The following is a 12,959-nucleotide window of genomic DNA, read 5'->3' as shown; positions in this document are numbered from 1 at the left end:
TGTCAGAACTTGATCGTGTGAGTGAGCGAGACCATGCGGCCGCGACCGGCCCAGTAGTTCTGGAAGCCGCCCGGCGGCTGCGACCAGCTCAGGATGTACTGCTTGTCGAGCAGATTCTCGATGCCCAGCGAGAAACGGCCCCAGCGTTCGGTCTCGTAGTTCATGCCCAGGTCGAACAGGGTGTAGCCGTTGGTCTTCTCGGTGAAGCTGAAGTTCTGGCCGTCGAACGCCCGCACGTCGGTACCCGACAACTTGCGCGAGAACAACGTGGTCGCGCCCAGGGTAATGTCGCCGTGCGGGACGAAGCTCCAGGTCACCGACCAGGCGAACTTGTCGGGATTGATGTCGAGCACGCCCATGGGCCGGTTCAGGCCGCCCGCCGGATAACGGCCGGCCGCGTCGGCGGACCAGAACGAGGTCTTGCCGCGGGTATGCGAATAGACCGCGCTGAACTTCCAGGACTCGGAGAAACGGTAATCGCCGGCCAGCTCGTAGCCCTTGATCCGCACCGGCGCACGCAGCAGCACGAAGTCGTTGGTGATGGGATCGATCGACAGCGACTGGCCGAAGTCGGACTTGGAATCGTAGTGCGAGGCGCTCAGCGAGCCGCGGCTGCCGCGCCAATTGAAGCCGAACTCGGTGTTGTCGACCACGATCGCGTTGAGGTCGAGCAGGTCGCCGACGCTGATCTGCGGATCGTTCGGGCAGCCGTCGGGCTGGGTGCCGTCCGGGTTGTCGTTGGAGCACTGGATGTTGCGCAGCGGGATGCCGACATTGGCCAGGGTGAAGCCCTCGCCGTAAGAGCCGAACACCGAGAAGCCCTCGTTGATGCGCCAGACCACGCCGCCGTTGACCAGGTTTTCCTGGTAGTCGAGGGTGCCTCCCTTGACGAAGCGACGGTCGCGGAACCAGGTGGTGGTGTAGTCGTCGACGTGCAGCTCGCCGTCCTCGCGGCGGATGCCGCCGCTGAAGGTCAGCGGGCCGACGTCCCAGGACAGCTGCATCCACGGCGCCCGGCTCTTGTATTCCATCGGCGGCACCCAGACCCGGTTGGTCAGGGCCAGGCGCTGCTCGGCGGTGTCCTCGACCAGGTCCAGGCCGACGCGCAGTTCCAGCCCGGCGACCGAGAACAGCGACGGCCGGGTCCAGGACGTGCGCAGGCCCTTCTTGTTTGTCACGATTTCGGACTGATCGTAGATCGTGCCGATCGGCGCGATCAGCGGATCCTGGCGGTCGGACGAATTCTCGACCAGGTAACGCATCGCCTGATCGGCCTTGTAGGCGTTGACCAGCAGGGTGCCGCCGCCGAGATCGAAGTGGCTGTAGGTCAGCTGATACTGCTTGAAATCGTTGAACGCGGCCTTGGAGCCGAAGATCTGCCCGGGTTCGGACGTGTTGGTGCGGGTCTCGCCGCAGATCGCGAACTCTTCGGGCCGGCAGCCCAGCACCTGGATGTAGTTGGCCTTGCCTTCGATCTTGAAGTGACTGACCGAACCTTCGATGCGCTGCGAGCCGTCGGCGCCGAAGTTGTAGCCGGCCTTGAGAAACAGGTTGCGCGCTTCGGAGTCGGCGACCGAGCCGCTGGTGTTCATGCCGACGCGGCGGCCGTCGGCGTCGTAGCTGATGCCGCGGTCGATGATCGAGGCGCTGGCGAGCATGTCGAAGTCGCCGTCCTTGCGGGCGAAGTTCAGGCCCAGCTTCCAGCCGTCGCTGTCGTCGCCGAACTGGGTCGAGTAGCGCGAGATCAGGGTGACCTCGTTGCCTTCCTTGGTCGGCGCCGCCGACAGGTAGTTGATGATGCCGCCGGCCGCGCCGATGCCTTCGGAGGCCGAGGGACCGTTGATGACCTCGATCCGGCCGACGATGCCCATATCGGTGAAGGTGGCGTTGCGGGTGCCCTCGCGCAGCGGCGAGCCCTGCGGCACGCCGTCGAACAGACGCAGCGCGACGCGGCCGCGCAGGTTCTCGCCGGTGTTGCTCATCGCCTGCGAGGATTCGGCGTAGCCCGGCACCGAGCGCGCCAGCACCGCGGTCGCGTCCTCGGTCAGGACCAGGCTGCGCTGCACTTCTTCCTTCGACACCAGGGTGATCGCGCCCGGGATCTTGTCGACCGCCTTCGGGCTGCGCGTACCGGTGACGACGACGCTGTCCAGGTCGACCGCGGAGCTGTCCTTGCTTTCGCTGTCGGCGGCCGTTTCGGCGTCCTGCGCACGGGCTTGTCCGGAGATGACGGAGAGCAGCAGGATGCTGCCGATCGCGGCGCTGAGTGGCTTGACCATGTCGTGTCTCGTAATGGGTTCGGATGGCGACGGATCGCGCCGTCGCGGCGTTGTCCGTGATCGATGCTGCGTGATCGGTAATGCGTTGGAACCGCGCTGGCCGCGCTTCGCTCTGGCGACGCCCCCCGACGTCCCGGCAGTCCGTTGTAGTGCAAGCGAGCGTATGCGCTAGTCCGCGGGCATAGAACCGCTGCGGGCTATGTTCAGAGACTAGGTTTTGTTGCTTGAGTGCGCAGGAAAAATGTCGCATTGCAACATTTCCACGCGGACCGCGTTCGGCGCGACACGCACGACCGCATGCGCGGGATCAGCCCTTCTGCACCTGCATCGCCTTTCGGCTTTCCTGCAGGAACACCGTCACCAGCCGCACCCGCACGCTCGAGCGCGACCATACGATGCCGATACGGCGGGTGGCCGAAGCGTCGGGCAGCGGGATGCGCGCGAGCTTGAGGCCTTCCGGCCAGGGCTTGGCCCAGTCCGGAACCAGCGACACGCCCAGGCCGCGATCGACCATCACCGCGATCGCGTTGAGCGCATTGAGCTCGAAGCGCTCGCGCGGAACGATGTTGGCCGCACGCAGGTACTCATCGGCCTGGCGCCCGCCCCACTGGTGGCGGTCGTAACGGATCAGCGGCTGGGTCGCGAGCAGTTCGTGCGGGTCGCGCTCGGCCATGCTCTGCGGCGCCAGCACGATCAGCGGCTCCTCGCGCAGCAGCTGCCATTCGCAGGTCTTGGGCAGCGGGAACGGCGCCTGCAGCACCACCGCTGCGTCGAGGTCGCCCTTTTCCACCGCATGATAGAGATCGGCCGAATAGCCCGGCTTGATGAACACGTTGATCCGCGGAAAGGTCTCGACCATGCGCGCGAGCACGTCAGGCAGCATGCCGGCCAGCGCGGTCGGACAGGCGCCCAGGCGCAGCTCGCCGGAGACCCCGCTTTCGTTGGCCACGCTGCGCAGGTCGGCGACGCTGCGCAGCAGTTCGCGCGTGCGCGGCAGGATCCGCGAACCCTCCTCGGTGACGCTGACCGTGCGGCCGACGCGGGCGATCAGCGGGGCGCCGATCTCGCGCTCCAGGGTCCGGATCTGCTGCGCGACCGCGGCCGGAGTAATGCCCAGCACGCGCGCCGCCGCGGCCATGGAGCCCTGGTCGACGACGGTCACGAAAGTGTTGAGGAACTGGGTTTCCACGGCGGCTCGCTGCTGCTGTCCGGCAGGCTACACGAGGGCTCGCGCAGGCGCGAGTGCGCTCAGGGCCGCGACGCCTCGGCTTCGGCAGCAGCTGCGGCGGCCGCCGCGGCCGCGGCCGCTTGCTTGCGGCCGTAGATCGTCAGCCCTTCCAGCGAACGGGTCGGTGCCGGGAACATCAGACTGGCCAGGTAGCCGATCACGATGCACAGCAGGATCGATATCGCCAGGTAGAAGTACGGATGGACCAGATGGAACGACCAGATCACCAGGGTCAGCACGATGCTGGCGCCGATGCCGATCGCCACGCCCGGCGAATTGGCCCGGCGCGTGAACATGCCCAGGGTGTAGGCCCCGGCGAAGCCGCCGCCGAGCAGGCCGGCCAGTTCGATCGAGACGTCGAACAGCGAATGGATGTCGAAGCGCGACAGCAGCAGCGCGGTGCCGATGCCGACCAAACCCACCACCACCGTCATCAGCTCGGCGAAAAACACGCTCTTCTTCGGCGTGCGGTTCTTGGCCAGCTTCTCGTAGAAGTCGACCGAGATCAGCGTCGCCACCGAATTCATGATCCCCGACAAAGTCGCCATGGCCGCGGCGAAGATGCCGGCGATGATCAGTCCGGTCACGCCGACCGGCAGTTCGGCGGCGATGAACATCGGGAAGGTCGCGTCTATCGGCAGCAGCGGGTTCATCCGCTCCGGGTTGGCCTTGTAGTAGACGAACAGCGCGGTGCCGATGGTGTAGAAGATGATGCCGCCGGGAATCATGATCGCGGCGAAGGCCCAGATCGAGCGCCCGGCCTCGCGGTCGGACTTGGTCGACAGGGTGCGCTGCATCAGCACCTGGTCCTTGGGGAAGGTCAGCACGACTTCGAACAGGACCAGGAAGATGAAGCCCCAGACCGTGGCCTTGGTCAGGTCGAAGCTGAAATCGAAGGTGTGCATCTTGTCCTGGGCCATGGCCGTGGACCAGAACTCGCCGAATCCGCCGCGCAGGCTCCAGATCATGAAGCCGATGGCGAAGATCGCGCCGCCCATCTTGACGATCACCTGGACGAAATCGGTCCAGATCACCGCCTTCATGCCGCCCATCGCGGTGTAGACGATGGTGAAGCCGCCCATCAGGATCACGCTCCAGAACACGCTGATGCCGGTGATTGTGGCGATCGCCAGCGCGGGCAGGAACAGGATCACGCTCATCCGGCTGCCGATCTGCACGAACACGCACAAGGCGCTGGCGAGCATGCGGATCGAGGGATGGAAACGCGTTTCCAGGTAGGAGAACACCGACATCAGGTCCAGGCGCCGCAGCAGCGGTACGATCCACACCGCCACGAACATCAGGCCGAACACCGCGATGACATTGTTGGCCATGTACTGCCAATTGGTCTCGAAAGCCTTGGCCGGAATCGCGATGAAGCTGATCGAGCTGGTATTGGCCGCGTACAGGCTGATGCCGGCGGCCCAGAACGGAATGGTGCGGCCGCCGACGAAGAAGTTGCTGGTCGAGTTGCGTTTCTCGCGCAGATAGAAGTACAGGCCGATGCCGATCATGCCGGCCAGGTAGACCACGATCACCACCCAGTCCAGCCAGTGCAGGCGCAGCTTGCTGGACTGAACCTGCGCGGTGGCGAAGGCGATGCCGCGGCCTCCGGTGCCGGCCTGAGCCCATACCAGGCCGTCGGGCCAGGCGGCCGTGGCGATCGTGGCGCCGGTCTGCGCGCCGGGCAGCGTCGCCCAACCGGCGGTGATGGTCTGGTAGGTCATGAACTTCGCTGGCGCACGCGCATCGGCGCCGTCGCCCACCAGATATAGGATGTGCGCCTGTCCCGTCGCGCGGCCCGAGCCGGCGACGACGCGGCCCGGAGCGCGGCCCGGTTCGGTCCAACCTTGGTCGGTCGACCAGCGCAGCATGCGGTCGTTGCCGCCGGCTTCCGGCACCACCGCGAACAGCGCCCTGGTCTGTGCGACCAGCGAACTCGCGGGCGCACCGCCCGGCCATACCGTCAGCGGCGCCCAATGCGGGCGTTCGTCGTCGAAGCGCAGTTGCAGTAGACGGGTCGTGCCGTCGCCGGCCTTGCCGGCGATATAAAAGGCCTCCGCCGACAAAGCACCGCGCGGTTCCTGCAACGCGACCGGCAGGGACGGCAGCGGTTGCATGGCGAGCGCGCCCTCGTTCACGCTCAGCTGCCCGACCCGCATCGCTGCGCGATCCTCGCCCTGGCTCAGCAGCAGATAGGCGCGCTGACCGTCCTGAACCACGGCGACGATCTGGGTCGGGACGACATCCGCCGGCCACCGCAGCGGCGACCAGGCCCGGCCGCCCTCTTCCAGCGACCAGGCGCCGTCGGGCGAGATCGCGACCGCGCGACCATCGATGCGGGCGATGCCGGTCAGCGAGTTGGTGCCGGCCAGAGCCGGCAAGCGATCCGGACGCATCGGCGTCAGGGCCTCGGCCTGCAATGGCCCGATCACGCTCAACAGCAACAGGAACAACAGAGCGCGCCATGAGGCCAGCGTCGCGAACGCGGAGACCCGAGGGCCAGACGACGGACGCGCGCTCATCGGCGGCCCGCCGTGGCGAGCAGCGCCTGCGCGCGTTTCAGGAACGGCAGATCGACCATGCGTCCATCTACCACGAACACCCCGCGTTCCGGCGCCCGCGCCGCAGCTTCGACGATGCGCCGCGCCGCTTCCAGCTCGGCCTCGGTCGCGGCGAAGGCGGCGTTGGCCAGGGCGACCTGGCGCGGATGCACGCAGGTCTTGCCGAGGAAGCCCAACCGCCGCGCCATCGCGGCCTCGGCGCGGTAGCCGTCGTCGTCGTGGAGATCGGCGTACGCGCCGTCCAGTGCGAACACTCCGGCCTGAGCCGCGGCCATGCGCAGGGCGAACATTGCCGCGTGCACGTTGGCCCGGTCGCTCCGCTCCACGCCTTCAGGCTCGAACAGATCGCCCAGGCCCAACTGCAGCCCGGCCACGCGCGGATGCGCGGCCGCGATCCCGGCCGCGGCCGCGAGCGCGCGCGGGGTTTCGATATTGATCAGCAGGCCGATCGGGCGTTCGACGCCATTGCCGGCCTCGGCGACTTCGATCTGCGCGACCGCGGCCAGCAAGGCTACGCCCGATTCGATCTTGGGCAGGTTGAGCAAGTCCACGCCCGGGCGCGCGACCGCGGCCAGGTCGGCGGCGAACCAGGGCGAGTCCGGCGCGTTGACGCGCACGATCGCGAGTTTGGCGCTGGCCGCCACCGCGTCGGAGCCGACGAACTCGGCGACCGCGGCACGCGCGGCGCCCTTGCGTTCGGCGGCGACCGCGTCCTCCAGATCGAACGACAGCGCATCGGCCTCGCCGGCCAGCGCCTTGGCGAACAGCTCCGGCCGCGTCCCGGGCACGAACAGTTTGCTACGCATGGAGCGGCCGGGCCTGGGTCGTCTGGGTCATGGCCCGAAGTGTGCGCCAAGGCAAAGATAGCGGACGCACAGGGCAGGCATGTTCAAACGATAGGTTTTGTTTCTATTCCTGCATCGCCCGGCATCGACGCTGCTGCAAAAATCTCGTCGAATCAAGGCCGTTGCAGCGCGGCAGGCACGACGCTCAGTCGCAGCCGCCCACGCGAACGAAGGCCAGGTCCTCGTAGTCGTAACTGAAGTCGGCCTCTGGATCGACCTTGGCCATCTTCATGGTTCCCGTATCCGGTGCGGCGCCGAAGTCCAGCCAGGCTTCGGCGTCGACGCTGACGTCGTCCCAGTCGACCAGCCAGCGCGCGTCGACGCGCTGCACGGTGCCGCTGAGCATCGGCGACTTCCGCGAAACGAAGCGTACCCGTCCGTCCTTGGCGCACAGCGAGACTTCGCCGAACCAGGGATCGCCGTAGCGGCCGAGCCAGGGGCGCATGGCGTCGGCCGTGGCCGGTTTGCGCGCCGAGGTGTCGGGCGCGCGCTGCGCGGGCGGGGTCGCGGCGCGCTCGCGCTCCAATGCCTGCGCGTAGTAAGCGACATCGCGGCGCTGTGCGGGCGCGCTGTAGCGCTTGACCAGCACCTGGTTCAGCACCGTGCGCGCTTCCTCGGCCTCGCCGTTGATCAGGACCACGAAGCCGACGTCGCGCTCCGGCAGCATGGTTACCACCGAGTACATGCCCATCAGGGTGCCGGTGTGCGAGACCTTGAAAGTGCCGTCGACGTCGGCCAGGCGCCAGCCGTAGCCATAGGCGCTGTAATGACTGCCGTCCCAATCGCGCTGGCGCTGCGAGACCGGCATCGGCATCTGCGCCGACCATAGCGCGCGGCGCTGTTCTGCCGACAGCCAGGGCGCGGCGGCGTTGTCAGGGCGCAACCATGTGCGGACCCAAGTCAGCATGTCGTCCAGACTGCAGCGCACGCCGCCGGCCGCGGCCATGGTGGTATTGGCGACGACGGCGCCGTCCTCGCGCACCGGAAGGTTGCGGTCGCCTTCGCGCCGGTGCGGCTGGGCGACGTTGCCGACGCTATCGCGATTCCATTCGCCGATCCGGCAGCGCTGCAGGCCCAAGGGTTCGAATACTTCACGGCGCAGCAGGGTCTCGTAAGGCGCGCCGCCGGCCGCGGCCGCCACTTCGCCGGCGACGATGTACATCAGGTTGTCGTAGTCGTAACGCGAGCGGAAGCTGTGCACCGGCTTGAGATAGCGCAGGCCGTGGATCACGTCGGCGCGGCTGAAGCTGTTGGGCTCGGGCCACAGCATCAGGTCGCCGGCGCCCGCGCGCAGACCGCTGTCGTGGATCAGCAGGTCGCGCACCTGCATCTCGCGCGTGACCCAGTCGTCGTACATGCGGAACTGCGGCAAGTGCCTGGTGACCGGGTCATCCCAGCGCAGCTTGCCGGCATCGACCAGGCGCGCGAGCAGTGCGGTGGTCATGGACTTGCTGTTGGAAGCGATCTTGAACAGGGTCTCGGGCGTGACCGGTTCGCCGCTGCCGGCAACCAGCTCGCCCACGCCGCGCCGGTACACAACCTCGCCGTGCTCGATCACACCGATCGCGAGCCCGGGCAATCGGTAACGCGCGACCACCTCGTCGACGATGGCATCGAGCTCGGGCCGCGACGCCGTCGCCGTCTGCGCGAACGCGGGGGTCGCGAAGCCGATCGCCGCGACCAGGAGCCACCCGATACATTTCATGCAGTCACCCACTCCTCCGCCGGGCGCTCGTCGGCGATCATGGCATCGAAATCCTGGCGTTGCCGCACCACCGCATAGCGGCCGCGGTCGAGCATGACCTCGGCGGCCAGCGGCCGCGAGTTGTAAGTCGAAGCCATGGCCGCGCCGTAAGCACCGGCGCCCGCGATCGCGATCAGGTCGCCGGCCCGGCAGGCCGGCATTCGCCGCTGCACCGCGAAGGTATCCCCGGTTTCGCAGACCGGTCCGACCACGTCGTAGGCGACCCGTTCGGAACCGCGTCCATGCAAAGGCAGGATGTCGTGCCAGGCGTCGTAAAGTACGGGCCGCTGCAAATCGTTCATCGCCGCGTCGACGATAAGGAAATCGCGCTGCCGACCGGGCTTGACCCGGATCACCCGCGTCAGCAGCAGCCCAGCCTCGGCGACCAGGTAACGACCGGGCTCCAGGATCAAGGTGCCAGCGTATCCCGAGAAGGTCTCGCGCAGCATGGCTGCGTACTCGCCGGCGGTCAGCGGCGGATCCTGGTCTTGCCGGTAACGCACTCCGAGACCGCCGCCGACGTCGATACAGGCCAGGGCGCGGCCGTGCCCGGCCAGCTCCTGAGCGAACGCCGCCACGCGCTGCAGGGCCAGCCGGAACGGCTCCAGGCTCAGGATCTGCGAACCGATATGCGCGTGCAGGCCGTCGAGGCTGACGTTCGCGTACTTCGCGGAGTCGGCGAACCAGCATCGGGCCTCTTCGATGGACACTCCGAATTTGTTCTCCGACTTTCCGGTGGAGATCTTGGCGTGGGTGCCCGCATCCACGTCCGGATTGATACGGACCGAGGCGCGGGCGATCACGCCCCGGCCGGCCGCGACGCGCTGCATGGTTTGCAGTTCGTCGTGGGATTCGATATTGAAGCGCCAAACGCCGGCGTCCAAGGCCTCGGCGATCTCGTCGGCGGTCTTGCCCACACCCGAGAACACGATGCGCTCGGCCGGAATGCCGGCCCGCAATGCTCGCCTGAGCTCGCCGGCCGACACGATATCCGCGCCGACGCCTTGCTCGGCCATCAGCTGCAGGATGGCTAGATTGGAATTGGCTTTGACTGCGTAGCAGATGCGGGTGTCCAGCCCCTGTAGTGCCGTTTGCAGGCCCTGAACGCGCTCGCGGATCGCAGTGGCGGAATAGACGTAACAGGGCGTTCCAACCTGCTCGGCGAGGGCATCCAGATCGACGCCATCGAGGCGATGGTCAACTTCAGTCATCACACACCCGGGCAATTGGCGCGACGCGCGTTCGCCGCCCCGCAGGCCTGAAAAAGCCGGCGATCTGCCATCGCAGGTCGCCGGCAAGGGGGTTTTAGAAATTCACCGAGACAGTCAGCTGGGCGTGACGCGGCTCCTGGAAACTACTGCCCAAACCGAAGCGTTCGTTCAGAGTGCCGATGCTGTCCTGCGGCTCCAAGTCCTGGTCGACCGCCAACTCGCGCTGCTGGTTGAACAGGTTATAGACCGCAAATTTCACCTTCAGGTCCGCGCGCCCCAACTTGGCCTGGTACGTCACGCTGGCGCCGAAGTCATAGGTCCAATCGGTGCGTCCATAGCCGCCGCGCGGCGACAGAACGTAAACGCGTTGCGACGGAACCGACGAGGTGCAGTTCTGCACGCAGATGTAATAGCTGTGGAAGTCGGTCGCGTCGAAGGGATTACCGGCACCGAAACCGGTGATCGGCGAGCCCGATTTCACGTCCAGCGTGGCGCCGAACAGCCAGTGATCGCCGACCGCGTAAGCGCCGCGCAACTTCAACTGATGGCGACGATCGTTCGCGAGATAACCATAGCCGTTGTAGTTCACCCACGGATTATCGAAGTTTTCGGTGCGACCGCTGTCTGCGAAATCGGTATCCGAGTTCACCGGGCCTTCGGCGTTTCCTTCGTTCTTCGAATAGGTGTACGACGCGTTGAACGCCCACTTTCCATCCCAGGCTCGGTCCAACTGCAACTCTATCGCCTTGTAGGTGCGACGCGGCTTCACCCAGCCGGTCTGGCCGACATAGTTGCCTGCGTCGTCGTACAGGGCCCAGCCCTCGCGGGAGGTATCGATATCGATCCAGCCGTCGTTACTTCCGTCGCAGTCGGTGTCGCCCCAGACCGTATTGACCCGACCCGGATTGCCCATGATCCAGACCCCGTCGATCTCGCCGCAGCGCCCTGTGGCCGTGATGTTCATGTCGTCGATGGCGTCGTGCAGTTTGCGGTAGGTTCCGGTGATGCCCCACGACCAGTGGTCGCCGAACATCTGCTGGAAGCCGAGGATGGCCTCGTCCTGATAGACCGGCTCCATATCGCGGTTCACTTCGGCCCGCAGGTCCGGCACGGTGCCGTCGCCCTGCGAGTTGTCCACCGGCCCGATCTGACCGCCGAGGATGGGCGTGTTCTGCGGCCCGGCGCCATAGCCCAGGAATTCGTACCAGGTGCGTTCGTCGAGGAAGCCGCCGGCCTGCTTGATGTTGATCACATTGGCTACCGGCAAGAAGTAACGACCGATGTTTCCGAACAGCTTGGTGGTTCCGTCGCCCTTCATGTCCCAGGAAAAACCAAAGCGCGGCGCGAGCATATCGTCGATCTTGATATAGCTCTTACCGTCGCCGCCCTTGTTGTCGAAGGCCTCCAGACGCACGCCCAGATTTAGCAACAGATTCGGCGTGGCAGACCAGTTGTCTTCCAGGTAGTAGGCCGAATTGATGGTTTCGAAGCTACCGTCGACCTCCAGTCGACGCGCACGAACGACTAGACCGCTGGCGGGAACCGCGCCACCGTTGAGCGGCGCACCGGCGGTACGGCGATAGACGTCATATCGGTAACCGCCCGGTCCGGGGTAGTACCGCTGGTAGTCGGATGTGTTTTCCTCGTGATCCAAGCCGAAGCGCAGCAGGTGGTCGCCCAGTTGCCACTCAAAGTCCGCGCGCATGGCCTTACGATTGTCGATCGCGTTCTCGATCAACGAACTGGACGTGCAACCACGGTCTCCCTGCAGGTTGACCGGCACCCCTTGGCTCAGCGTACGGTTCTCGAACACCCGGTTACAGGCGATGTCGTTGAGACTGCTCTGTGCCCGCTCGCGCTCGTTCTCGCCGTATAGAAGCTTCATCGAGAAACTGTCCGACAGATAGCCCGAGTACGACAGGGCCCAATTGGTTCCGCCCGTGTCGTTATAGATCTGATTGGTACGCTGCTCTCGAGTCTTCGTATCGAAGTCGTATCCGAAGACATCGGTGGTCGTACGATTCTTGTCCGAGAATCCGAACAGCGACAATAGATGGTTGTCGCTGATCTGCCAGTCCAACTTACCGCCCCAGAACGGGTCGCTGGCCTTACCCATGTTGTAAACGCTGCCGGCATCGTTGGTGTTTCGAGGCGTGTATTCGCGCGCTTCGTACATGCCGAAGAAGAACAAGCGGTCCTTGATGAGCGCACCGGAGGCGAATGCGTTGAGCGTGGTACGGGCGTAGTCGTCCTGACTCGCGGTCAGATAGCGCTCGCCGTCGCGGGCGATACGATCCTTGGCTGCCGACTGCCAAGCACGGGGCTCGAAGTTCAGCTCCGCGCCGGCATGAAACTCGTTACTGCCCGAGCGGGTAACGGCATTGATCACGCCGCCGGTGCTGCGGCCGAACTCGACCGAGTAGCCGCCGGTCTTGACCTGGAACTCCCTGTAGAAATTGAAGGGCACCGAGGAGAAGCCGACCCGATTGTAGAAGTCGGTGACGTTGAGGCCGTTGATGTAGACGGTGTTCTCAGCGACCGACGAACCGCCGAAAGACAGGCCCTGTCCGCCCAGCGAGCCCTTGCCCTTGACCACGCCCGGCGCCAGCAACGCCACCGAGACCACGTCGCGCTGCACCGGCAGCACGTCGATCTGTTCGCGGGTGATATTGGTCGCGATTTCGGTCGAGCTGACATCCACCGGACTGATCCCACGCGTTCCCACCACCTGCACCGCCGCCAGATCGGTCGCCGCCTGCGAGCCGACATTGACGTTGGTCGTGGTGCCCAGCGACACGGTCACCGGCGTAGGCTCGCTCGCCGCGCCGCCGACGCTGGTCTGCAAGGTGTACTGCCCCACCGGCAGGAACGGGAAGCGGTAGTTGCCCTGTTCGTCGGCCTTGACCGTGCGGGTGAAGCCGGTGTCCGGGCTGCGGATCGTGACTTCGGCGCCGGGCGTGGTACGGCCGGCCAGCGAGCCGTCGTTGTTGGCCGCCAGCGCGCTCATGGACATCGAACCGAAGCAGAGCCCCATCGCGATGCAGAGCGCGGTCTTCCTCATCGTTGTTGCGCGCATGTTTCCATTTCC

7 protein-coding genes are annotated in these 12,959 nt (G+C 66.0%); all 7 read right to left on the bottom strand.

Annotation, left to right across the window (positions count from 1 at the left end; translation table 11 throughout):
• Nucleotides 1-2: 2 nt before the first annotated feature.
• The gene (locus tag ASD78_RS06945; RefSeq protein ID WP_056099492.1) at nt 3-2,279 is read right to left on the bottom strand and encodes a TonB-dependent receptor; all 2,277 of its coding nucleotides are present in this window, start codon (nt 2,277-2,279) and stop codon (nt 3-5) included.
• A 307-nt stretch (nt 2,280-2,586) separates the two neighbouring features.
• A complete protein-coding gene (locus ASD78_RS06940) occupies nt 2,587-3,468 on the bottom strand; it encodes a LysR family transcriptional regulator (protein ID WP_056099488.1) in 882 nt (293 codons plus the stop codon).
• A 59-nt stretch (nt 3,469-3,527) separates the two neighbouring features.
• A complete protein-coding gene (locus ASD78_RS06935) occupies nt 3,528-6,032 on the bottom strand; it encodes a sodium:solute symporter (RefSeq protein ID WP_082575472.1) in 2,505 nt (834 codons plus the stop codon).
• Nucleotides 6,029-6,877 carry a CoA ester lyase gene (locus ASD78_RS06930; RefSeq protein ID WP_055902936.1) on the bottom strand — a complete coding sequence of 283 codons (849 nt, stop codon included), beginning with the start codon at nt 6,875-6,877 and terminating at the stop codon, nt 6,029-6,031. The genes ASD78_RS06935 and ASD78_RS06930 overlap by 4 nt, the downstream gene beginning before the upstream one ends.
• Before the next feature lie 184 nt (nt 6,878-7,061).
• The gene (locus tag ASD78_RS06925) at nt 7,062-8,621 is read right to left on the bottom strand and encodes a serine hydrolase (protein WP_082575471.1); all 1,560 of its coding nucleotides are present in this window, start codon (nt 8,619-8,621) and stop codon (nt 7,062-7,064) included.
• Nucleotides 8,618-9,871 (bottom strand): diaminopimelate decarboxylase, encoded by a 1,254-nt coding sequence (gene lysA, locus ASD78_RS06920; protein WP_056099486.1) that lies wholly within the window; start codon nt 9,869-9,871, stop codon nt 8,618-8,620. Before lysA ends, ASD78_RS06925 begins: the two co-directional genes overlap by 4 nt.
• Nucleotides 9,872-9,965: 94 nt before the next feature.
• Nucleotides 9,966-12,947 (bottom strand): TonB-dependent receptor, encoded by a 2,982-nt coding sequence (locus ASD78_RS06915; protein ID WP_056099482.1) that lies wholly within the window; start codon nt 12,945-12,947, stop codon nt 9,966-9,968.
• Nucleotides 12,948-12,959: the final 12 nt, after the last annotated feature.

This window comes from Lysobacter sp. Root667 (genome assembly GCF_001427715.1).
GTDB lineage: Bacteria > Pseudomonadota > Gammaproteobacteria > Xanthomonadales > Xanthomonadaceae > Lysobacter.
The sequence above is the reverse complement of the archived record's forward strand: the minus strand, read 5'-3'. Positions and strand labels throughout refer to the sequence as shown.

Bases quoted from the DNA above. Each gene is read 5' to 3' on its own strand.
- ASD78_RS06930 (WP_055902936.1), bottom strand. From the start codon at position 6,877: ATGCGTAGCAAACTGTTCGTGCCCGGGACGCGGCCGGAGCTGTTCGCC.
- lysA (WP_056099486.1), bottom strand. From the start codon at position 9,871: ATGACTGAAGTTGACCATCGCCTCGATGGCGTCGATCTGGATGCCCTC.
- ASD78_RS06945 (WP_056099492.1), bottom strand. From the start codon at position 2,279: ATGGTCAAGCCACTCAGCGCCGCGATCGGCAGCATCCTGCTGCTCTCC.
- ASD78_RS06925 (WP_082575471.1), bottom strand. From the start codon at position 8,621: ATGAAATGTATCGGGTGGCTCCTGGTCGCGGCGATCGGCTTCGCGACC.
- ASD78_RS06935 (WP_082575472.1), bottom strand. From the start codon at position 6,032: ATGAGCGCGCGTCCGTCGTCTGGCCCTCGGGTCTCCGCGTTCGCGACG.
- ASD78_RS06915 (WP_056099482.1), bottom strand. From the start codon at position 12,947: ATGCGCGCAACAACGATGAGGAAGACCGCGCTCTGCATCGCGATGGGG.